19 protein-coding genes are annotated in these 22,329 nt (G+C 72.2%); 10 read left to right on the forward strand and 9 right to left on the reverse strand.

The features are described from left to right. Nucleotides 1-74 precede the first annotated feature (74 nt). Entirely contained in the window at nucleotides 75-308 is a 234-nt protein-coding gene (gene chpH / locus SGA01_RS17360; RefSeq protein ID WP_015032475.1) for a chaplin ChpH, read from the forward strand. A 155-nt stretch (nucleotides 309-463) separates the two neighbouring features. Beyond that, the gene (locus tag SGA01_RS42600; RefSeq protein WP_141297391.1) at nucleotides 464-1,315 is read left to right on the forward strand and encodes a chaplin; all 852 of its coding nucleotides are present in this window, start codon (nucleotides 464-466) and stop codon (nucleotides 1,313-1,315) included. Nucleotides 1,316-1,369: 54 nt separating this feature from the next. On the opposite strand, the gene SGA01_RS17370 is transcribed toward SGA01_RS42600, so the two are convergent. After that, nucleotides 1,370-1,558 (reverse strand): DUF5703 family protein, encoded by a 189-nt coding sequence (locus tag SGA01_RS17370; RefSeq protein ID WP_017241661.1) that lies wholly within the window; start codon nucleotides 1,556-1,558, stop codon nucleotides 1,370-1,372. 47 nt (nucleotides 1,559-1,605) lie between these two features. On the opposite strand from SGA01_RS17370, the gene SGA01_RS17375 reads away from it, so the two are divergent. Further along, on the forward strand, nucleotides 1,606-2,298 hold the full coding sequence (locus tag SGA01_RS17375) for a hypothetical protein (protein WP_055644425.1): 693 nt from the start codon (nucleotides 1,606-1,608) through the stop codon (nucleotides 2,296-2,298). A gap of 78 nt (nucleotides 2,299-2,376) precedes the next feature. On the opposite strand, the gene SGA01_RS17380 is transcribed toward SGA01_RS17375, so the two are convergent. Beyond that, entirely contained in the window at nucleotides 2,377-4,602 is a 2,226-nt protein-coding gene (locus SGA01_RS17380; RefSeq protein ID WP_141297392.1) for a helix-hairpin-helix domain-containing protein, read from the reverse strand. Beyond that, on the reverse strand, nucleotides 4,599-5,576 hold the full coding sequence (locus tag SGA01_RS17385; RefSeq protein ID WP_055644427.1) for an aldo/keto reductase: 978 nt from the start codon (nucleotides 5,574-5,576) through the stop codon (nucleotides 4,599-4,601). Before SGA01_RS17385 ends, SGA01_RS17380 begins: the two co-directional genes overlap by 4 nt. Before the next feature lie 129 nt (nucleotides 5,577-5,705). Here SGA01_RS17385 and SGA01_RS17390 point away from each other — a divergent pair, with 129 nt between their 5' ends. Both SGA01_RS17390 and SGA01_RS17395 read left to right on the forward strand, forming a co-directional pair. After that, nucleotides 5,706-6,755: an LLM class F420-dependent oxidoreductase gene (locus tag SGA01_RS17390; RefSeq protein WP_141297393.1), complete on the forward strand. Its 1,050-nt coding sequence runs from the start codon at nucleotides 5,706-5,708 to the stop codon at nucleotides 6,753-6,755. A 275-nt stretch (nucleotides 6,756-7,030) separates the two neighbouring features. Continuing rightward, a complete protein-coding gene (locus tag SGA01_RS17395) occupies nucleotides 7,031-7,816 on the forward strand; it encodes a ferritin-like domain-containing protein (RefSeq protein WP_141297394.1) in 786 nt (261 codons plus the stop codon). Nucleotides 7,817-7,826: 10 nt separating this feature from the next. On the opposite strand, the gene corA is transcribed toward SGA01_RS17395, so the two are convergent. Beyond that, on the reverse strand, nucleotides 7,827-8,819 hold the full coding sequence (gene corA / locus SGA01_RS17400) for a magnesium/cobalt transporter CorA (RefSeq protein ID WP_141297416.1): 993 nt from the start codon (nucleotides 8,817-8,819) through the stop codon (nucleotides 7,827-7,829). Between the two features lie 100 nt (nucleotides 8,820-8,919). Between corA and SGA01_RS17405 the strand changes: the two genes are divergently transcribed. The 5 genes from SGA01_RS17405 (at nucleotide 8,920) to SGA01_RS17425 (ending at nucleotide 15,623) form a co-directional block, all read left to right on the forward strand. Beyond that, the gene (locus tag SGA01_RS17405) at nucleotides 8,920-9,609 is read left to right on the forward strand and encodes a histidine phosphatase family protein (protein WP_141297395.1); all 690 of its coding nucleotides are present in this window, start codon (nucleotides 8,920-8,922) and stop codon (nucleotides 9,607-9,609) included. Nucleotides 9,610-9,676: 67 nt separating this feature from the next. Continuing rightward, nucleotides 9,677-10,267 (forward strand): DUF3090 domain-containing protein, encoded by a 591-nt coding sequence (locus SGA01_RS17410; RefSeq protein ID WP_141297396.1) that lies wholly within the window; start codon nucleotides 9,677-9,679, stop codon nucleotides 10,265-10,267. After that, complete coding sequence (locus SGA01_RS17415) at nucleotides 10,264-11,070, forward strand: SCO1664 family protein (RefSeq protein ID WP_141297397.1); 807 nt, start codon at nucleotides 10,264-10,266, stop codon at nucleotides 11,068-11,070. The genes SGA01_RS17410 and SGA01_RS17415 overlap by 4 nt, the downstream gene beginning before the upstream one ends. Nucleotides 11,071-11,221: 151 nt before the next feature. Further along, nucleotides 11,222-12,451 carry a cysteine--1-D-myo-inosityl 2-amino-2-deoxy-alpha-D-glucopyranoside ligase gene (mshC, locus tag SGA01_RS17420; protein ID WP_141297398.1) on the forward strand — a complete coding sequence of 410 codons (1,230 nt, stop codon included), beginning with the start codon at nucleotides 11,222-11,224 and terminating at the stop codon, nucleotides 12,449-12,451. A gap of 115 nt (nucleotides 12,452-12,566) precedes the next feature. Further along, nucleotides 12,567-15,623, forward strand: a complete 3,057-nt coding sequence (locus SGA01_RS17425; protein WP_141297399.1) for an NPCBM/NEW2 domain-containing protein — start codon at nucleotides 12,567-12,569, stop codon at nucleotides 15,621-15,623. Nucleotides 15,624-15,708: 85 nt separating this feature from the next. Here SGA01_RS17425 and SGA01_RS17430 read toward each other — a convergent pair whose 3' ends face one another. From SGA01_RS17430 to SGA01_RS17450, 5 genes are all read right to left on the reverse strand, one after another. Then, the gene (locus SGA01_RS17430; protein WP_141297400.1) at nucleotides 15,709-16,863 is read right to left on the reverse strand and encodes a PAC2 family protein; all 1,155 of its coding nucleotides are present in this window, start codon (nucleotides 16,861-16,863) and stop codon (nucleotides 15,709-15,711) included. A gap of 141 nt (nucleotides 16,864-17,004) precedes the next feature. After that, a complete protein-coding gene (locus SGA01_RS17435; RefSeq protein WP_055644435.1) occupies nucleotides 17,005-18,066 on the reverse strand; it encodes an LLM class flavin-dependent oxidoreductase in 1,062 nt (353 codons plus the stop codon). Nucleotides 18,067-18,166: 100 nt separating this feature from the next. Further along, nucleotides 18,167-19,771 (reverse strand): glycerol-3-phosphate dehydrogenase/oxidase, encoded by a 1,605-nt coding sequence (locus SGA01_RS17440; RefSeq protein WP_055644436.1) that lies wholly within the window; start codon nucleotides 19,769-19,771, stop codon nucleotides 18,167-18,169. 5 nt (nucleotides 19,772-19,776) lie between these two features. Then, nucleotides 19,777-21,303 (reverse strand): glycerol kinase GlpK, encoded by a 1,527-nt coding sequence (gene glpK, locus SGA01_RS17445; protein ID WP_141297401.1) that lies wholly within the window; start codon nucleotides 21,301-21,303, stop codon nucleotides 19,777-19,779. Nucleotides 21,304-21,337: 34 nt separating this feature from the next. Next, nucleotides 21,338-22,096, reverse strand: a complete 759-nt coding sequence (locus tag SGA01_RS17450) for an MIP/aquaporin family protein (protein WP_141297402.1) — start codon at nucleotides 22,094-22,096, stop codon at nucleotides 21,338-21,340. Between the last annotated feature and the right edge of the window lie 233 nt (nucleotides 22,097-22,329).

Raw genomic sequence — 22,329 nt, forward strand, 5'->3', positions numbered from 1 at the left:
TAGCCCCCTCCATTCCCCCTCGTTACAGGTGGTGCGGTCCGCGGCTGGGATCGCATTGGCAACTAGGAGGAATAATGATCAAGAAGGTCGTCGCTGCTGCGGCTGCCACTGGCGGTCTCGTTCTCGCGGGTGCGGGCATGGCCGTTGCCGACGCGGGCGCTCAGGGTGCCGCCATCGGTTCCCCCGGCGTGCTCTCGGGCAACGTCGTCCAGGTTCCCGTTCACGTCCCGGTGAACGTGTGCGGCAACACGGTCTCCGTGATCGGCCTGCTGAACCCCGCCTTCGGCAACACCTGCGTCAACGCCTGACGTTGTGCCTCGCCCCGTGAGGGTGTGAGCCGGTCCGGCCCCGGAGTGCGTGCCATGCACTCCGGGGCCGGTGGCCATTTCCGCCCCGGGATCTCCACCCGGTGGCGCTCTTTCGAAGCCGAGAAGGCGAGAGCCGAAAAGGCAGGGAACAAGCTATGCGACAGGTCACGCGCAAAGGACTCATCACCGTAGCGGCCGCGGGCGGCGTATTCGCCGCCGTCGGCGGCGGTTACGCGCACGCGGATTCCGGTGCGAGCGGTACTGCATCGAATTCCCCGGGCGTCGCGTCCGGAAACTCCGTCCAGGTTCCGGTACACGTACCGGTGAACGCCTGCGGCAACACCGTCAACGTCGTCGGACTGCTGAATCCGGCGATGGGCAACAAGTGTGCCAACACCTCCAAGCCCGGCAAGCCGGGCGGCGGCTCCTCCGCCGGCGGGCACACGAGCAACTCTCCCGGCGTGGGCTCGGGCAACACGGTGCAGGTGCCGGTCGACGTCCCGGTGAACGTGTGCGGCAACAGCGTCACGGGCATCGGCCTGGGCAACGCCGCCGCGGGCAACGGCTGCGGCAACGGCATCGAGCCGACGCACCCGGGTAACCCTGGTAACCCGGGGAACCCTGGGAATCCGGGTAACCCCGGTAACCCTGGGAATCCGGGCAACCCTGGTAACCCTGGGAATCCCGGTAACCCGGGTAACCCCGGTAACCCTGGGAATCCGGGCAACCCCGGTAACCCCGGCAACCCCGGTACTCCGGGCAACCCTGGCACCCCGGGTAACCCCGGTACCCCGGGCACCCCCGGAAACCCCGGTACTCCGGGAACCGACGACGGCTGGCACACTCCCGGCGCGAACACCCCCGACACGCACGGCCTCACGCAGCCGAGTGCCGTGGAGGAGCTCGCCGAGACCGGGTCCAGCCCGCTCGGGGCGATCATCCCCGCCGGCGCGGGTCTGCTGCTCGCCGGTGCGCTGATCTACCGCCGCGCCCGCAGCGCGGCCTGATCGGACCGCACCACGCACGGGGGCCCCGCACACGGCGGGGCCCCTTCTCGTTACCTACCAGGTCGCCCGGATCTGGCGGATGATCCGCCGCTTCAACCGCACTCTGCGGCTCCCGTCCCGGTGCAGGCTCAGACGGTCCAACTCCCAGTGTCCGTACTCGGCATGGTCGGTCAGCAGCCGCGTCGCCTCCTTGCGGGAGACACCGCGCGGCACGTACACGTCGACAAATTCGTATTCCGGCATCGCATCTATTGTGCGGGCACGGGCCCGCTACGGATAGCGTGCGTTCCATGTCTGATGCTGCGCAGCCCACCGCTGCCGAGGTACGTGCCGCCGCCGAGGCGGTCAAAGCCGCACTGGACCGTCACCTCGCGGCGGTCGAACGCCGCACGGGGGACGACGACAAGGCCGTCTACGAGGCCTTCAACGCCCTCGCGGCGGCGGCCGAGGAGTACGACGAACTGCTCTACGACCGCTACGACGAGGTCACCCCCTTCGAGATCCCCGGAGCGGACGGCGCCCTGCCGCCCTATGCCGGACCTGACGAACCTCACGCCCTCAGCCTCCTGATCCGCCGCGACTACGCCGTGGCGGAACCGCAGCGTCTGTTCGCCCAGGCGCGGCGCGTCGCCGAGCTCGACGGCGAGGCCGACCCGACCGGGACGGCGGCCAGGGCCGACGTCTCCCCCCTCGCCGCGCTCGGGGTCCTCTTCGGGGAGTACGAACCCGACGAGATCGCCTCCCGGCACAAGGAGTTCGGCCTGGAGGAGGGCGACTCCACGCTCTGGGTCACAGCGGCCGAGGAGCTCCCGGAGCCGGGGGAGTGGCTCAACGCCCCCTTCGAGCACGCCGATCCGGAGCGGATCGTCTGCCGCTTCGACGTCAGCTCCGTCTTCGACGAGCAAGAGGACGATCACGAGGACGAACACGACGACGGGACCTACGGGGTGGCCGCGCCCACGGCGGCGGTCGACGGCTCCTGAGGAGACGGCGGAGGGCCGGGACACCGCATGCGGTGCTCCGGCCCTCCGCCGCTTCAGGACCTTCCGGATCCTGTGTCTCTACTCCTCGGGTGTGGCGAGGAGCCCCTCCAGGAGCGGGCGCAGCCGCGTCGTGCGCTCCGGGGCGACCCCCTCGGCCACCGCGCGGGCCAGTGCCTGGTCCACGCCGTGCACGACCGACAGATGGCGCTCCGCCCTGCCGAAGGCCGTGTACACCCACGCGCGGCTCAGGCCCGCCGCCGCGTCCCCGGGCAGCACCGCGACCACCGCGGGCCAGCGCGTCCCCGCGGCCTGGTGCGCGGTGAGCGCCCAGCCGTGCCGCAGCGCCGACTCCACCCGGTCCTTCGGTACGAGGACGTCCTCGTCCCCGCACCGCAACCGCAGGCCCTCGGCGTCGGCCGACACGACCGTCCCCGTCACCGTCCGGCCCGGCACCGGCGCGTACGCCACCCGGTCCCCGGGGTCGTAGCCGCCGAAGCGGCCGGGACCGGGGTTGAGCCGCTGCTTGAGGGCCGCGTTCAGCGCGCGGGTGCCCGCCGAGCCGCCGTGGCCGACCGTGACCACCTGGGTCTGCTCGGACGGCACGCCGATCGCCCGCGGCACCGAGTCCGCCACCAGCTGGACGGTGCGGTGCACGGCCTCGCCGGCGTCCCGCACGGGGACGATCACGACCTCCTTGCCGGGGGCCTCGACCTGGTTCAGCTCGCCGACGCCGATGCCCGACACGAGCTCGCCGAGCGGCCCCGGATCGGGCACGCGCGAGGCGATCCGCGGGCACACCCGGGCGGCGAGCGCGTCGGTGAAGACCCGGCCCGCACCCGGCGCCCCCAGGACCTCGGGGTCGCCGCTCAGCACCAGCCGGCAGCCGTCCGGCAGGGACTCCACGAGCATCGCGGCCGTCTCCACGTCGAGCTGCGGCGCGTCGAGGACGGCAAGCACGTCCAGGGCGAAGGCGCCCTCCTCGTCGCGACCGGGACCGGTGGCACCGGAGAGCAGCGCGGCCACCGTCACCGCGTCCGCCCCGGCGGCGCCGAGCGCCCGCCGCCCGTCCTCCGAGTGGACCGCGACCAGGGCGCGCAGACCCCGCTCGCGGGCCGCCGCGACGAGCGCGACCGGCTCGGCGCGGGCGGCCTCGCCGCCCGTGTGCAGGACGAGTCCGTGCTCACCGGCGGCGCGGTCGAGCTCGGCACCCTCCCAGGCGTCGGCGGTGGCGGTCCTGACGAGCCGGGCGAGACCGTCCGCGAGGCTCTCCTCCGCGAGCGCGTACCGGTCGAGCCCGAGCAGGACGGGCGCGGCCGGCTCCTCGGCCGCCTCGGCGGGCTCCTCCTCGTCCGTGTCGGTGTCCTCCGCAGGCTCCTCCCGCTCCTCCTGCTCCTCCTGGAAGACGAGTACGGCGCCCTCGGAGACGGCCACCTCGACGGCCTTGTCCGGATCGGGCACCGTGAGCCGGGCGAGCCCGGCGCGCAGGGCCTGGAGCTCCAGGGCGGTGTGCCCCTGGAGCGCGGCCTGCTCAAGGAGCCAGACGGTCAGGGCGACGGTCCGGCGGGGATCGTCGGGCCCGCACGCGGAGCCGAGCAGCGCCCGTGCGAAACCGTCGGCCTGCTCCGGTCGTACGCCGGGCACGGCGAGGAGCTGCCAGGGGTCCTCGGACAGCGCCGCGGCGGCGGCCTCGCCGAGCACGGCGGCGACCTGTCCGGCGAGCGCCTCGGGCGCGCCGCCCCGGGCCAGGACCTCCCGCACGGCCGCTGTGGTGCCCGGCGCCGGCGTCGGCGCCGTGTTCCGTACGGGGGGCCGCACGGTCATGGCCGGGGCGGCCTCGGGGGCGGGACGCCGGGGCGCGGGCTCCGGAGCCTCGTAGAACGCGCTGCCCGTGGCCGCGCCGCCCTCGACGGCCCGGACCGCGGCGAGGAGGTCGGCCGCCGTGCCGCTCAGCTTGGCGCCGCTCGCGACAGGGCCCTCCTTCTCGGCCTTCCGCGCCTCGATCCGGGCCCGCAGCTCACGCTGCGCGGCGAGCTCGGCCTGCGCGTCGCTCAGCTCGGGCGTGTCGGAAGCCTCGGAGGCCTCGGCGGCGGCCGTCCCGGCCTCGGTGTCGGGAGTCTCCGACTCGGCCTCGGCGGCCTCACCGGTCTCGGCGGCCTCTGCCGTCTCGGCGGGCTCACCGGACTCTGCGGGTCCGGTGGCCTCGGCTCCCTCTCGTACGTCCTCGGCGGGCTCCGCGACAGGCTCGTCGATGGGGGCCACGGCCTCGGGTGCCTCGGGCGCGGTCTCCCCGGCAGGCTCGGTCACAGGGTGCTCCAGTCGTGATCCGGATAGCGGTGCACGGGCGCCGACACATCGTCCAGCGCCCGGCAGATCTCGTCAGGAAGACTAAGGCTCTCCACCGACAACGCGGCCGTGAGCTGCCGCGCCGTGCGCGCGCCGACGATCGGCGCGGTCACTCCCGGCCGGTCGCGGACCCAGGCGAGCGCCACCTCGAGCGGGGTCGTGGCGAGCCCGTCGGCGGCGGTCGCGACCGCCTCCACGATCCGGCTCGCCGCCTCGTCCAGGTAAGGCTCCACGAACGGCGCCATGGTCTCCGACGCGCCCCGCGAGTCCGTCGGGGTCCCGCTGCGGTACTTGCCCGTCAGGACCCCGCGACCGAGGGGCGAGGAGGGCAGCAGGCCTATCCCGAGGTCCAGGGCGGCCGGCAGCACCTCGCGCTCCACGCCCCGCTGGAGCAGCGAGTACTCCAGCTGCGCGCCCGCGAGCCGGGTCCGGTCCCCGCCCAGCTGCCAGGTGCCCGCCTTGGCCAGCTGCCAGCCGCAGAAGTTCGACACGCCCGCGTACCGCGCCCGCCCGCTCCGCACGGCGATGTCGAGGGCCTGGAGGGACTCCTCGAGGGGCGTGTACGGGTCGAAGGCGTGCAGCTGCCACAGGTCGACGTGGTCCGTGCCGAGCCGGGCGAGGGAGGCGTCGAGCGCGGCGAGCAGGTGCCCGCGCGAGCCGTCGGTGCGCCGGTCGGGGTCCGGGACGCTGCCCGCCTTGGTCGACAGGACGAGGTCCTGCCGGGGCACGAGCCGCTCCATCAGCCTCCCGAGCAGATACTCGGCCTCGCCCCCGCCGTACACGTCGGCGGTGTCCACGAGCGTGCCGCCCGCGTCCCAGAACGCCTTCAGCTGTTCGGCGGCGTCGTGCTCGTCGGTGTCCCGCCCCCAGGTGAGCGTGCCGAGTCCGATGCGCGACACGCGCAGGCCGGTACGTCCGAGATGCCTCTGCTCCATGGGCGCGAGATTACTGGCCAGGGCACCACGCGGAGAGAGCCTGTGGACAACCGGCCCCTGACGGATGGCGGAGCCGCGCGCTAGAGTCCGGCGCACAAGGACGTTACCGATGGGTAAGGGGTGTGTGGAATGCGGCTCGGCATCAACCTCGGCTACTGGGGCGCCGGCATGGACGGCGACAACCTCGCCGTCGCCCAGGAGGCGGACCGCCTCGGCTACGACGTGTGCTGGGCCGCCGAGGCCTACGGCTCCGACGCCCCCACGGTCCTCGCCTGGGTCGCGGCGAAGACGGAGCGGATCGACGTCGGCTCCGCGATCATGCAGATCCCGGCGCGACAGCCCGCGATGACGGCGATGACCGCCGCCACGCTCGACTCGCTCACCGGCGGCCGGTTCCGCCTCGGCCTCGGCGTCTCCGGCCCCCAGGTCTCCGAGGGCTGGTACGGCGTGAAGTTCGACAAGCCGCTCGCCAGGACCCGCGAGTACGTCGAGATCGTCCGCCGGGCGATGTCCCGCGAGCGCCTCAGCTACGAGGGCGAGCACTGGACCCTGCCGCTGCCCGACGGCCCCGGCAAGCCCCTCAAGCTCACCGTCCACCCGCAGCGCGAGCACATCCCGCTGTACATCGCCGCCATCGGCCCCAAGAACCTGGAGCAGACGGGCGAGATCGCCGACGGCGCCCTGCTGATCTTCCCCTCCGCCGAGCACCTGGAGGAGACCGCCCTCCGCCACCTGCGCGCGGGTCGCGAGAAGGCCGGGCTGACCATGGACGGCTTCGACGTCTGTCCGACGCTGCCGCTCGCCCTCGGCGAGGACGTGAACGCCCTCGCCGACGTCTTCCGGCCGTACACCGCGCTCTACGTCGGCGGCATGGGCAGCCGCAAGCAGAACTTCTACAACCAGCTCGCGCAGCGCATGGGCTACGAGAAGGAGGCCGCCGAGGTCCAGGACAAGTACCTGGCCGGCGACAAGGCGGGCGCCGCGGCCGCCGTGCCCCACAGCCTGATCGACCAGACGACCCTGCTCGGCTCCGTCGAGCGGATCGCCGAGCGGATGACCGCCTACGCGGAGGCCGGGGTCACCACCCTGACCCTCGCCCCGGCCGGCTTCACGCTCGACGAGCGGCTGGCGGCCCTGCGGGCGGGTGTCGAGGCGATGGAGCACGCGGGCCTCGCCTAGGGCCTGTCTTCGGGCGGCCCCGACGCCGTAGAGGAAAGAAGGCCCGCGGGGGTGATCCCGCGGGCCGAGCCTGCGGCCGTGGTGGGGGCTCGGGGGTCTTCCCCGCCACGGCCGTCACCCAGCACAACGGCTCCGCGGGGCCCCTGGTTACGCCTCCGGGTCTCACTCTTTCGGCCGAGCCTTCCGGCCCTCCTGTTGCCGCCCGCACCGGACCGCATTTGACTCGTTGTTCCGGGGGCGTACGAAGTGCGGACACGCGCACGGAGGTGGCGGCGATGCTCACGGCCAAGAGCCTGTTCCAGGAAATCATCGACGACGACGAGTCCTTCCGGCTCTTCTGCTCCATAGCCGCGAGCGGCGAGTCCCAGGGAGGCTGGGAGAACGCGCGGATCGCGGCACTCGTCGCCCCGGGCATGCGCGAACTCGCGCCCAAGATCACCCGGCACGGCGCCGACGAGGACAAGCACGGCCGGATCTTCAACGCCCTGCTGAAGAAGCGCGGCCTCGATCCCGTCCCCGTACCGCCCGAGACCGACTACACGATGCTGCTCGAACAGCGCGGGATCGGCCTCGCCCACGACAAGCTGCGCCGCGAGGAACCGCTCACCGAGGCGGACATCGTCGTCTACCTCGCCCACAGCCGGGTCACCGAGCAGCGGGCCGCCGACCAGATGGACATGCTCGTCACGTACTTCGGGGACCACCCCGAACTGGGCCGGGCCATCCACATGATCGACAACGACGAGGCGAACCACCTCGCCTACTGCCACGAGGAGCTGCTCCGGCTGGCCCGCCAAGGCCACGGGCGCCTCATCCAGCGCACCCTGCGCGAGTCCGCGCTCGTCGAGATCCAGGTCTACCGCGACGTCAGCCTCGCCGTCATGGGCCACATGGGCCGCATCCTGCGCTGGCCCAGGCCCAAGGCCGCCGCCCTCGCCGCCGGGATTCGCGGCATGTACGCCTACGAGCGCGTCGCCGGCTGGCACAAGATGGTCGACCTGAGGATGCCCGAGCGGCGCGACGCCCTCGGAGGACCGGCGACCCCCGCCCCCGCCTTCTGAGGGCGCGGCCTCACAGCCAGCCGCGCCGCTTGAACAGCCGGTAGAGACCGGTGACGATCCCCGCCATCAGGACGATCAGCGCCGGGTAGGACCAGGTCCAGCCCAGCTCGGGCATGTGATCGAAGTTCATGCCGTAGATCCCCGCGATCATCGTGGGGACCGCGGCCATGGCCGCCCAGGCCGAGATCTTCCGCATGTCGTCGTTCTGCCGCACGCCCATCTGCGCGAGATGGGCCGAGAGGACGTCGGACAGCAGCCGGTCGAGCCCCTCCACCTGCTCGTTCGAGCGCAGCAGATGGTCGTTGACGTCACGGAAGAAGGGCTGGGCGTGCTCGTTCACGAAGGGGACCGAGCCGGTCGTCAGCCGGGCGAGCGGCCCGGCGAGGGGGCCGCTCGCCCGCCGGAACTCCAGGACCTGCCTCTTCGCCGTGTAGATCCGCTCCGCGGTGTTCGACGGATTGCCGCCGGTCGGCGCGAACACGTCCGCCTCCAGCTCCTCCAGGTCGACCTGGAGCTCGCCCGCCACCTCCAGGTAGTGGTCCACGACGGCGTCGCTCACCGCGTACAGCACCGCCGTCGGCCCGTGCCGCAGCACCGCCGGCTCCGCCTCCAGACGCTTGCGCACCGCCGCCAGCGCGGCACCCTCGCCGTGCCGCACGGTCACGACGAAACAGTCACCGATGAACACCATCAGCTCGCCCGAGGAGACCCGGTCGCTCTCCGGCTCGTAGACGACCGGCTTGAGCACCACGAACAGCGAGTCGTCGTAGACCTCCAGCTTGGGCCGCTGATGGGCCTTCAAGGCGTCCTCGACGGCCAGCGGGTGCAGCGCGAACTCCGAGGCGACATGGGCGAACTCCGCCTCCGACGGCTCGTGCAGACCCACCCAGAGAAAGGCGTCCCCCGTCACCCGCGCCTCGTCCAGCGCGTCGGACAGGTCGGCGGGCCCCTGAGTCCGGCGCCCGTCCCGGTAGATGGCTGAGTCCACGATCACGCGCCGTATTCTCCCCCGCCGCCCTCCGCCACGCACGCGCGCGGCCTCGATCTCCGCACTTCACATCCGCCACGCACACACACGCGCGCGTGCACCTAGGCTGGCCCGCATGGCCACGTTGATCCTCGTCCGGCACGGACGCTCCACCGCCAACACCTCCGGAGTCCTCGCCGGGCGCATGCCCGGGGTCGCGCTCGACGAGCGCGGTGCGGCGCAGGCCGCGGCGCTTCCCGGGCGGCTCGCGGGCGTTCCCCTCGCCGCCGCCGTCTCCAGCCCGCTCCAGCGCTGCCAGGAGACCCTGCGGCCGCTGCTCGACGCCCGCCCGGACCTCCCGCTGCACGTCGAGGAGCGGATCAGCGAGTGCGACTACGGCGACTGGTCCGGCCGCAAGCTGGCCGAGCTGAGCGACGACCCGCTCATGGAGGTCGTCCAGGCCCACGCCTCCGCGGCCGCGTTCCCCGGCGGCGAGTCCATGCGCGCCATGCAGAACCGCGCCGTCGAGGCCGTACGGGACTGGAACGCCCGGATCGAGGCCGAGCACGGCGAGGACGCCACCTACGTCATGTGCTCCCACGGGGACATCGTCAAGTCGATCGTTGCGGACGCCCTCGGCCTCCACCTCGACCTCTTCCAGCGGATCCACGTCGACCCCTGCTCGGTCACCGTCATCCGCTACACGCGGCTGCGCCCCTTCCTCCTCCGCCTCGGCGACACCGGCGACTTCGCGGGACTCGTGCCCCGGGAGGCCCCCGACAGCAGCGGTGCGGCGGAGGTCGGGGGTGGTGCGGGCGCACCGTGATCCCTTCGCGCAGTAGGGTGGACGCGCCGCTGTAGTACGACTGTCGAGACTTTAGGGAGCCGGGAACGTGTCCCGTCAGGTGTTCCTCTACGACCCACCGGAGCGTTTCGTGGCCGGCACGGTCGGACTGCCTGGCCGCCGAACGTTCTTCCTCCAGGCGTCCGCGAGCGGCCGGGTCACGAGTGTCGCGCTGGAGAAGGCGCAGGTCGCCGCGCTCGCCGAGCGCATCGACGAGCTTCTGGACGAGGTCGTGCGCCGCACCGGCGGCAATGCCCCCGTCCCCTCGATCGCCCCCGCCGACACAGCGGACACGGCCCCGCTCGACGCGCCCGTCGAGGAGGAGTTCCGGGTCGGCACCATGGCGCTCGCCTGGGACGGCGAGGAGCAGCGCCTGATCGTCGAGGCGCAGGCGCTCGTCGAGCTCGACGTGGAGTCCGAGGAGGACCTCGCCGAGGCCGAGGAGCGGATGCTCCAGGACGAGGAGAACGGCCCGCCGATGCTCCGCGTCCGGCTCACCGGCTCCCAGGCCCGGTCCTTCGCCAAGCGGGCCCTGGACGTCGTCAACGCCGGCCGGCCGCCGTGCCCGCTGTGCAGCCTGCCGCTCGACCCCGAGGGGCACGTCTGCCCGCGCCAGAACGGATACCGCCGCGGAGCATGAGCAGCAGCCCCGAGACCCTGTCGGCCGCCGAGCTGCTCGCCCACGGTGAGCTCACCGTGCGCGGCCGGGTCGGCGAGGCGTCCAACGCAGTGCTGTACTGCTCCGTCGCGTACGAGGGCCGCGAGACGGCCTGCGTGTACAAGCCGGTCGCGGGGGAGCAACCCTTGTGGGACTTCCCGGACGGCACCCTCGCGCAGCGCGAGGTCGCCGCGTACGAGATCTCCGAGGCCACCGGCTGGGGCCTGATCCCGCCGACGGTGCTCCGCGAGGGTCCGTACGGCGAGGGCATGGTCCAGCTGTGGATCGAGGCCGACCCGGAGGCTCGACTCCTCGCCCTCACCGAGGACGAGGAGGCCGGGGAGGGGTGGAAGGCCGTCGGGCCCGCCCAGATCGCCGAGGACCGCACCGCGCTGCTCGTCCACGCCGACACCCCGGAGCTGCGGCGGCTCGCCGTCCTTGACGCCGTCATCAACAACGGCGACCGCAAGGGCGGACACCTGCTGCCGGCCCCCGACGGGCGCCTGTACGGAATCGACCACGGGGTCACCTTCCACGTCGAGGACAAGCTGCGCACCCTCCTGTGGGGCTGGGCGGGCGAGGAGCTGCCCGCCGAGTCGGTCGCGGTCCTCGAAGGCCTCGACCGGTCCCTGGCGCCCGGAGCGCCCCTCGCGACCCGTCTGGCGGAACTGCTGACCGGCGCCGAGGTGGCGGCCGTACGGGCGCGCGTGGCCGCGCTGAGGGCGAGCGGGCGGCACCCGGAGCCCTCGGGGCTGTGGCCGCCGATCCCCTGGCCACCGGTCTGAGGCCGGACCGAAAAGATCCGGCCACCACCCCTCGGAGGGTCTGCACCCCTGGGGGGTATGCACGCAAGCCTCCGACCCGCAAGAGCGCCTAATCGGTCAAGATCCCGGATCCGGTTCGTATCCGGAACACCTGTCCGGTTACGCTCGGGTCATGCATGCCTGGCCCGCTTCTGAGGTCCCCGCCCTTCCCGGCAAGGGCCGCGACCTCCGGATCCACGACACCGCGACCGGCGGACGAGTCACCCTCGCCCCCGGCCCCGTCGCCCGTATCTACGTCTGCGGCATCACGCCGTACGACGCGACCCACATGGGTCACGCGGCGACCTACAACGCGTTCGACCTCGTTCAGCGCGTGTGGCTCGACACCAAGCGGCAGGTGCTGTACGTCCAGAACGTGACGGACGTGGACGACCCGCTGCTGGAGCGCGCCATCCGTGACGGCATCGACTGGGTCGGCCTCGCCGAGCGGGAGACCGCCCTCTTCCGCGAGGACATGACCGCCCTGCGGATGCTGCCCCCGCAGCACTACATCGGCGCCGTCGAGGCCATACCGGGCATCGTCCCGCTCGTCGAGCAGCTCAGGGACTCCGGGGCCGCGTACGAGCTCGACGGCGACATCTACTTCTCCGTCGACGCCGACCCGCACTTCGGCCAGGTCTCGAACTACTCCGGCGAGCTGATGCGCCACCTCTCCGCCGAGCGCGGCGGCGACCCCGAGCGCCCCGGCAAGAAGAACCCGCTCGACCCGATGCTGTGGATGGCCGCCCGCGAGGGCGAGCCGAGCTGGGACGGCGGCAGCCTCGGCGCCGGGCGCCCCGGCTGGCACATCGAGTGCGTCGCCATCGCCCTGGACCACCTGGGCATGGGCTTCGACGTGCAGGGCGGCGGCTCCGACCTGATCTTCCCGCACCACGAGATGGGCGCCTCGCACGCCCAGTCCCTCACCGGCGAGTTCCCGATGGCCAAGGCGTACGTCCACGCCGGCATGGTGGGCCTGGACGGCGAGAAGATGTCCAAGTCCCGGGGCAACCTCGTCTTCGTCTCGCGGCTGCGCCGCGACGGCGTCGACCCGGCCGCCATCCGGCTCGCGCTCCTCTCCCACCACTACCGCGCCGACTGGGAGTGGACCGACCAGGTCCTGCAGGACGCAGTGGAGCGGCTCGACCGCTGGCGCGCCGCGGTCTCCCGCCCCGACGGCCCGTCCGCCGACGCGCTCGTCGAGGAGGTCCGCGAGGCCCTCTCCGACGACCTCGACGCCCCGGCCGCCCTGGCCGCGGTCGACCGCTGGGCCGAGCTCCAGACCGCCGAGGGCGGCACGGACGAGTCCGCCCCCGGTCTCGTCTCCCGCACCGTCGACGCGCTCCTGGGTGTCGCCCTGTAAGGAGCGCTTCGGAGCAACCGCCTTCTGTGCAACCGCCCTTGGACTTCCTGAGGAAGTCCGAGGGCGGTTCCCTTTTGTCCTGTCGCCGTGCTCGAATCTGCGCTAAATAGGCCTCATGCAATCATCAATGCGCATGAGAGCTGCAGTCGCCGGTGCACTGCTCGGGTTGCTCACCGCCTTCGCGGGACCCGGTGGCAGCGCCTCGGCCGACCCGTCCGACACGACCGTCGGCGACGTCACAGGATTCGCCGCCGACGGAGCCGCCTACCGGCTGACCGCGGGCCAGGCGGAGGCCCGCGTCTCCTTCGTCACCGCCGACACCTTCCGCATCGAACTCGCCCCCGACGGCAGGTTCACCGACCCCACCGGCACCGACATCGTCCTGCCCCAGGGCCCGCCCCCGGCCACCCGCTGGCGCGACCTCGGCGACCGGTACGAACTCGGCACCTCCGCGGTCACCCTGCGCGTCACCAAGTCGCCGCTGCGCTTCTCGGCCGTACGCGCCGACGGCACCCCGCTCTGGTCCGAGTCCCAGGGCCTCACCTGGAACCAGGACCGCACCACCCAGACCCTCGCCCGGGGCGCCGACGAGCAGTTCTACGGCGCCGGCATGCAGAACGGCCGCGGCAACACCACCCACCGCGACAAGACGGTCGAGGTCGGCGTCGACTACAACTGGAACGACGGCGGCCACCCCAACTCCGTCCCGTTCTACCTCTCCTCGGCCGGCTACGGCGTCTACCGCAACACCTACGCGCCCAACACCTACGCCTTCACCGAGCCCGTCACCACCACCGCGAAGGAACGCCGCTTCGACGCCTACTACTTCGCCGGCACCGGGCAGGACGCGCTCAAGGACGTCATCGGCCAGTACACCCGCCTCACCGGCAAGCCCTTCCTGCCGCCCGTCTACGGCCTGGAGATCGGCGACGCCGACTGCTACCTCCACAACGCCAACCGCGGCGAACGCCGCACCCTCGACGCCCTGAAGGTCGCCGACGGCTACGTCGAGAACGACATGCCCAACGGCTGGATGCTCGTCAACGACGGCTACGGCTGCGGCTACGAGAACCTCGCCGAGGCCTCCGCCGGACTGGGCGAGCGGGGCATGAAGCTCGGCCTGTGGACCGAGGACGGCCTCGACAAGCTCGCCGACCAGGTCAAGGCCGGCCAGCGGGTCGCCAAGCTCGACGTCGCCTGGGTCGGCGCGGGCTACAAGTTCGCCCTCGACGGCTGCAAGGACGCCCACGCCGGCATCGAGGCGAACAGCGACGCCCGCGGCTTCACCTGGGCCCCCGAGAGCTGGTCCGGCGCCCAGCGCTGCGGCGTCCAGTGGTCCGGCGACCAGTCGGGCACCTGGGAGTACATCCGCTGGCAGATCCCCACCTACGCCGGCGCCTCCATGTCCGGCCTCGCCTACACCACCGGCGACGTCGACGGCATCTTCGGCGGCAGCGCCAAGACGTACACCCGCGACCTCCAGTGGAAGACCTTCCTGCCGGTCACGATGACCATGGACGGCTGGGCCGCCAACGACAAACAGCCCTTCCGGTACGGCGAGCCGTACACCTCGATCAACCGCGCCTCCCTCAAGCTCCACGAGGCCCTGCTCCCGTACATCTACAGCCACGCCCACCAGGCCACGAAGACCGGCGTCGGCCTCGCCCGGCCGCTCGCCCTGGAGTACCCGGACGACCCGAAGGCCGCGAGCGACGCGGCGAAGTACGAGTTCCTCAGCGGTGAGGACTTCCTCGTCGCCCCCGTCTACCAGGACGCCGTCGAGCGCGACGGCATCTACCTCCCCAAGGGCACCTGGATCGACTACTGGAGCGGGCGCGCCTACGAGGGCCCCGTCACCGTCGACGACTACAGCGCCCCGCTCGACACCCTGCCCCTCTTCGTCCGGGCCGGCGCCACCGTCCCCATGTGGCCCGGCTCCATCCGCTCGTACACCGACCGCGCCCCCGGCGACCCGATCGCCTGGGACGTCTACCCGAAGGGCAGCTCCTCCTTCGAGCTGTACGAGGACGACGGCGTCACCCGCGAACACCGCGGCGGCCGGTACGCCACCCAGCGCGCCGAGGTCCGCGCCCCGAACGGCGGCCCAGGCGACGTCTCCGTCCGCATCGGCGCGAGCAAGGGCACGTACACCGGAAAGCCCACCGCCCGGCCTTACGCCTTCACCGTCCACACCGGCGACGCCCCCGGCACCGTCCGGCTCGACGGGAGCAAGCTGCCCGCCCTCACGTCCCGCGCCGCCTTCGACGCGGCCGCCCAGGGCTGGTGGTACGACCGCGACGAGCGCGGGGGAGTGGTCCGGATCAAGACCACCGCCCTGTCCACGGACCGTGCCTTCGAACTGCGGCTGACCGACACCAGCGCGGTCGGCGGCGCCGTACCGGGCGCGTCCGCCGCCCTTGCCGCCGCCACCGGGCAGGAGCTCGGCGCGGGCACCCCGGGCACGGTCGCGGTCGATGTCACCGCGGGCACCCGGGACGCCACCGACGTGCGCGTCACGCTCGCCGCACCGGCCGGCTGGCAGGTCACCCCGGCCGCACCGATCGGCCGCATCCCGGCCGGTACCACCCGGCGCGTCGACGTCACCGTCACTCCCGCCGCGGACGCGAAGCCCGGCGAGGCCACGCTCACCGCGAGCGCACGCCACCGTGCCGCCGGCACCGACCGCACCGCCACGCAGCGGTTCGCGGTCGGGGTGATGCCCCCGCCGCCGACGGCCGACGCCTGGGCGAGCGACCTGGTCTGGCTGCGCTCCACGAACGGTTGGGGACCGCCCGAACGCGACCGCTCCAACGGCGAGTCCGGCGCCACCGACGGCCGGCCGCTCACCCTGGCCGGGAAGACCTACGAGAAGGGGATCGGCGCCCATGCCGACTCCGACATCGAGGTCTACCTCGGCGGGCGCTGCACCGCCTTCACCGCCGACGTCGGCATCGACGACGAGATCAACGGCTATGGGGACGTGGCCTTCTCCGTCGAGGCGGACGGCAAGGTCCTGTGGACCTCGCCCCGCCTGACGGGCGCCTCCGCGACCCTGCCGGTGGACGTCGACGTGACCGGGGCCCGGCACGTCCGGCTGCGGATCACGGACACCAACGGGTCGAAGAGCGGCGACCACGGGGACTGGGCGGCGGCCCGGTTCACCTGCGCGTGACCGCGTGAGGCCTGACGGTCCGACGGCCTGACGGCTGATACGCGTACGGGAGGGGCGCCCTCGGGCACCCCTCCCGTACCGACCGCTATTCCTTGGAGTCGCCGTCCGTGCTCTCGCCGGGCGACTCGTCCGACGGCCCTTCGCCGGCCTGCCCCGGTCCCTCGTCGGATCCCGGCGCCGACTCCGGCCCCGGCCCCGGTGCCGCATCGGATCCCGGTACCGACTCCGGTCCTGGTGCCGCGTCGGACCCCGGCGCCGACGCCGGTCCCGGCACCGACTCCGATCCCGGTGTCGGCCGTTCCGGCTTCGGCGGCCTCGTCCGGCCGCTCCCGGTGTCCCGCAGGAACGGCGAGTCGCCGCCCTCCGTCGCCACCCCGGGGCCGCCCCCGGGCCCGGTGCCCGGATCGCGCCGCCGCAGATAGCGCTCGAACTCCCGCGCGATGGCCTCGCCCGAGGCCTCCGGCAGCTCCGCCGTGTCCCGCGCCTCCTCCAGCGTCTGGACGTACTCGGCGACCTCGCTGTCCTCGGCGGCCAGCTGGTCCACGCCCAGCTGCCACGCCCGCGCGTCCTCGGGCAGCTCGCCCAGCGGGATGTGCAGACCGATCAGGTCCTCAAGGCGGTTGAGGAGCGCGAGCGTCGCCTTCGGGTTCGGCGGCTGCGACACGTAGTGCGGCACCGCCGCCCAGAGGCTCACCGCGGGCACGCCCGCGTGCGTGCACGCCTCCTGGAGGATGCCGACGATGCCCGTCGGGCCCTCGTACCGGGTCTCCTCCAGGTCCATCGTCCGCGCCAGATCCGGATCGGACGTCACCCCGCTGGCGGGGACGGGCCGGGTGTGCGGCGTGTCCCCGAGCAGCGCGCCCAGGATCACGACCATCTCCACCCCCAGTTCGTGGGCGAAGGCGAGCAGCTCGTTGCAGAAGGAGCGCCAGCGCATCGAGGGCTCGATCCCGCGCACGAGCACCAGGTCACGGGGCTTGTCGCCGCCGATCCGGACCACGGAGAGTCGGGTCGTCGGCCAGGTGATCTTCCGGACCCCGTTGTCCAGGAAGACCGTGGGACGGTTGACCTGGAAGTCGTAGTAGTCCTCGGCGTCGAGGGCCGCGAACACCTCGCCCTTCCATTCCCGGTCCAGATGGGCGACCGCGGTGGAGGCGGCGTCGCCGGCGTCGTTCCAGCCCTCGAACGCGGCCACCATGACCGGGTCGATCAGCTCGGGTACCCCCTCGAGCTCGATCACCCAGCGCCTCCTTTTCGAAGTTCCTGTCGTACGGACCAACCTTACGGCTTTCCGGCGGTCCGTCCGCAGCCCCCGGACAGCCCCGAAAACCCGTGCGGCCTTGATCGACTACCCAGGAACTCGCCTCCGCACACGGCGGTCTCACTCCTCCCAGAGCGTGCTCGGCGCCTCCCTCCGCACGACCGGCGCGATCTCCTCGGCGAAGCGCTGGAGCGTCTCGGTCTGCTCGGCCGTGGACTGGCCGAAGGCGTCGACCGTGACGGACTGCAGGTCGTGCCCGTAGTGCTCGTGGTAGCCGAGGATCTTGTCGATGATCTGCTGCGGCGAACCGATCAGCTGCGGCCCGCCCGCGATCGCGTCCTCGATCGTGCGGAACGGGGTGTTGTAACCGGCCTTGCCCTCCAGGTGCGGCCGGAAGCTCTGCCGCACCTTCGCCTCGTACAGGTCCCGGTAGCGGGCGACGGCCCGCTCGGCGGTGTCGGCGATGAGCAGCCCGCCCGAACCGGCCGCCACGCGCGCGTGGGCCGGATCGTGCCCGTACTCCTCGAACTTCTCGCGGTAGTGGGCGATGAGCCGCGCGTACGCCTCCCTGGGCTGGATCGCGTTGGCCGTGAAGAGGGGGTCGCCGTGCTTCGCCGCGAGCTCGGGGGAGTTGAGACTGGTCGCCGAGCCGTGCCAGATCCGCGGCGGACCGGCGTACGGGCGGGGCACGGTGGTGACGTCCTTCAGCGGCGGCCGGAACTCGCCCTCCCAGTCGACGCCCTCCTCCGTCCAGAGGCGGCGGAGCAGCTCGTACTTCTCCTTCTGGAGGTCCCACTGCCGCTCCTCGTCCAGGCCGAAGAGGTCGAAGTGACCGGCCTCCGCGCCCTTGCCGACGACGAGTTCGAGCCGGCCCCTGGAGAGCTGGTCGAGCGTGGCGTAGTCCTCGGCGACCCGGACGGGGTCGAGGACCGCGACCACGGTGACGCCGGTGAGGAGCCGGATCCGGGTGGTACGGGCCGCCAGCGCGGCGAGCAGCACCGTCGGGGCGGAGGAGAGGAACGGGCCCGCGTGCCGCTCGCCGACCGCGTAGGCGTCGAAGCCGAGGCGCTCGGCGGTCTCGCCGAGCGTGACGACCTGCTCCAACCGGTCGGCGGCGGAGAGCAGTTCGCCGGTGAGCGGGTGCGGGGAGTGGGGGACGATCGAGAGGACCTGGAATTTCATGCGTCCACTCTGCGCGCGGAGTGTTGCGGCGGTGTGGACGGCGCGTGGCACGCCGCAGGGGCGGCCCCTCGAAGAGGAACCGCCCCTGGGTGTACGGGTGTTACTTCCGCAGCATCGACTCGACGCCGGCGCGGACCTCGTCCGTCGCCAGGCCTCGTATCGTCAGCGTCGTACGGCGGCGCAGCACGTCGTCCGCGGTCTCGGCCCACTCGTGGTCACGGGCGTAGGCGACCTGCGCCCAGATCTCGGGCGCGTCCGGGTGGATGCGCTCGGCGAGCTCCGGGTTCTCGTTCGCCATGCGGGCGATGTCGAAGGAGAGCGAGCCGTAGTGCGTGGCCAGGTGCTTGGCCGTGTCGGCGGCCATCCGCGGGCCGGGCGCCGGACCGTCGACGAGCAGCCGGTGCGCGACCGCGTTCGGGTTGGCGATGCCGGGCAGCGGAAGCCGCTTCGGCAGCGTCGAGACGGACTCGTAGTCCTCGCCCAGCGGGTGGCCGGGGAGCTGCTCCAGCTTCTTCATGACCGTGCGGCCGATGTGGCGGAAGGTCGTCCACTTGCCGCCGGCCACCGACAGCATGCCGCCGCGGCCCTCGGTGACGACCGTCTCGCGCTTGGCCTTCGAGGTGTCGCCGGGACCGCCGGGGAGCACCCGCAGACCGGCGAAGGCGTAGGTGATCAGATCGCGGGAGAGCTGCTGGTCGCGGATGGAGAAGGCGGCCTCGTCCAGGATCTGGGCGGTGTCCTTCTCGGTGACCTCGACCTGGCCGGGGTCACCCTCGTACTCCTCGTCGGTCGTGCCGAGGAGCAGCATGTCCTCCCAGGGGAGGGCGAAGGTGATGCGGTACTTGTCGATCGGGGTCGCCAGCGCGGCCTTCCACGGCGAGGTCCGCTTGAGGACCAGGTGCGCGCCCTTGGAGAGGCGGATGGAGGGGGCCGCGTTCGGGTCCTCCATCTTGCGCAGGTGGTCGACCCACGGGCCGGTCGCGTTGAGCACGAGGCGGGCGGTGACGCCGAACTCGTCGCCGCTGGTGCGGTCCTTGAGCTCCGCGCCGGTGACCCGGCCCCGGGTGAAGCGCAGCCCGGTGACCTCGGCGTGGTTGAGGACGGTGGCCCCGGCGTCGACCGCCGCGCGGACCGTCATCAGCGCCATGCGGGCGTCGTTCATCTGGTCGTCGCCGTAGACGGCCACGGCCTTCAGGTTGTCCGTCCGCAGCTCCGGCACGTCCTGCGCGGCCTTGGCGGGGGAGAGCAGGTGTCCGACGCCGTCACCGAAGGCCGAGAGGGCGCTGTAGGCGAAGACGCCGGCGCCGAGCTTGGCCGCGCCGTGCGGACCGCCCTTGTAGACGGGCAGGTAGAACGTGAGGGGGTTGGCGAGGTGCGGTGCCACCTGACGGGAGACCGCACGCCGCTCGAAGTGGTTCTCCGCGACCAGCTTCACCGCGCCGGTCTGCAGGTAGCGCAGACCGCCGTGGAGCAGCTTGGAGGAGGCGGAGGAGGTGGCGCCGGCGAAGTCGCCGGCGTCCACCAGGGCCACCCGCAGACCGGACTGCGCGGCGTGCCAGGCGGTGGAGATGCCCAGGATGCCGCCGCCGATGACCAGGAGGTCGTACGTCGCCTTGGAGAGCTGTTCCCGGGTCTCGGCCCGGCTCGGGAGGGAGCCGGAGGCCGGGTGCGTCCCAAGGGCAGGGACGCTCTGCAGGGTGGTCATGTGTCTTACTCCTCGTCCTCGATCCAGCCCATGGTCCGCTCGACGGCCTTGAGCCAGCTCTTGTACTCGCTGTCACGCCTGTCGGCGTCCATGCGAGGGGTCCATTCCGCGGCGCGGCGCCAGTTGGCCCGCAGCGCGTCGGTGTCCGGCCAGAAGCCGACGGCCAGACCGGCGGCGTAGGCGGCACCGAGGCAGGTCGTCTCGGCGACCATCGGACGCACGACCGGCGCGTCCAGGAAGTCCGAGAGCGTCTGCATCAGCAGGTTGTTGGAGGTCATGCCGCCGTCGACCTTGAGCGCGGTCAGCTCGACGCCGGAGTCCTTCGTCATGGCGTCGGTGATCTCGCGGGTCTGCCAGGCGGTGGCCTCCAGGACGGCACGGGCGATGTGCGCCTTGGTGACGTACCGGGTGAGGCCGGCGATCACGCCGCGGGCGTCGGAGCGCCAGTAGGGGGCGAAGAGGCCCGAGAAGGCCGGCACGAAGTAGGCGCCGCCGTTGTCCTCGACCGAGGACGCGAGGGTCTCGATCTCGGCGGCGGACTTGATGAGGCCCATCTGGTCGCGCATCCACTGCACCAGCGAACCGGTGACGGCGATCGAGCCCTCCAGGGCGTAGACCGGCTTGGCGTCGCCGATCTGGTAGCCGACCGTGGTCAGCAGGCCGCTGTAGGAGTTGATGATCTTGTCACCGGTGTTCATCAGCATGAAGGTGCCGGTGCCGTACGTGGACTTCGCCTCGCCCTCGGCGAAACAGGTCTGGCCGAACAGGGCGGCCTGCTGGTCACCGAGCGCGGAGGCGACCGGGACGCCGTCGAGGACGCCGCCCTTGACCGTGCCGTACACCTCGGCGGAGGAGCGGATCTCGGGGAGGACGTTGAGGGGGACCCCCATCGACTCCGCGATCTTCTCGTCCCAGGCCAGCGTGTGCAGGTTCATCAGCATGGTGCGCGAGGCGTTGGTGACGTCGGTGACGTGCACGCCGCCGTCGGCGCCGCCCGTGAGGTTCCAGATGACCCACGAGTCCATGGTGCCGAAGAGGATGTCCCCGGCCTCGGCGCGCTCACGCAGGCCCTCGACGTTGTCGAGCATCCAGCGGATCTTCGGGCCGGCGAAGTAGCTCGCCAGGGGCAGGCCGGTCTCGCGGCGGAAACGGTCCTGGCCGACGTTGCGGCCGAGCTCCTTGCAGAGGGCGTCGGTGCGGGTGTCCTGCCAGACGAGGGCGTTGTGGACGGGCTCACCGGTGTTCTTGTCCCACAGCAGCGTGGTCTCGCGCTGGTTGGTGATGCCGACGGCCTTGACGTCGGAGGCGGCGATGCCGCCCTTCGTGAGGGCGCCGGCGACGACCTCCTGGACGTTGGTCCAGATCTCGGCGGCGTCGTGCTCGACCCAACCCGGCTTCGGGAAGATCTGCTCGTGCTCCTTCTGGTCGACCGAGACGATCCGGCCGTCCTTGTCGAAGACGATGCAGCGCGAGGAGGTGGTGCCCTGGTCGATGGCCGCGATGAAGGGGCCGGACGTGTGTGCGTCGGTCACGGTGTGCTCCAAGGAAGTCTGGGAGAAGGACGGCTCAGGCGAACGCGATGTTGTAGATACCCGCGGCGATGGCGCCACCGATCAGCGGACCGGCGACCGGGATCCAGGCGTAGCTCCAGTCGGAGCCGCCCTTGTTCGGCAGCGGGAGCAGGGCGTGCACGATGCGCGGGCCGAGGTCACGGGCCGGGTTGATGGCGTAACCGGTCGGGCCGCCGAGCGAGAGGCCGATGGAGACGACGACGAACGCGGTGATGAGCGCCCCTATGACACCGAGGCCCTTGCCGCTGTCGTTGAGGCCCTGGGTGAGCACGGCCAGGACCAGCACGACGGTGCCGATGATCTCGGTGGCCAGGTTCTGCCAGGTGTTCCGGATCTCGGGGCCGGTGGAGAAGATGCCGAGCACCGGGCCGGGGCCCTCGATCGGCTTCTCGCCGACGGTCTCCGGGTCCCTGAGGTGGGCCTGGAACTGTCCGTAGTAGGTCACCCAGACCAGCGCGGCGCCGATCATCGCGCCGAGCATCTGGCCGGCGACGTAGACCGGGACGTTGCCCCAGTCGCCGTCCTTGATCGCGATTCCGACCGTGACGGCGGGGTTCAGATGGGCGCCGGAGAGGGAAGCCGTCATGTACACGGCCGTCATGACGGCGAAGCCCCACCCGAAGGTGATCGCGAGCCAGCCCGCGTTGCGGGCCTTGGAGCTCTTGAGCGTGACGGCGGCACAGACGCCGCCGCCGAGCAGGATGAGTACGGCGGTACCGATGGTCTCGCCGAGGAAGATGTCGGAGCTGGACACCCGCGACTCCTTTGTCCTTCGTCCAGGGGAAGGCGAACCCCGGGTCCCACCGGTGGTCCGCGCCCTCGTGTGAGGGCGTTGTCGGCCCTTGGCACTGCCACACTCTAGCGCCTATTGCCGTTAGGTGTTCGGCATTGCCGACCGATGAACGGAAGTTTTGCCCCCGGGTTAACAGCGCGTCAAGGGTCCGGGAAGCGAAAAACCCGCCGATAACGGGATCGTTACCGGCGGGG

The sequence above is a fragment of the Streptomyces gardneri genome (assembly GCF_006539185.1).
Taxonomy (GTDB): domain Bacteria; phylum Actinomycetota; class Actinomycetes; order Streptomycetales; family Streptomycetaceae; genus Streptomyces; species Streptomyces gardneri.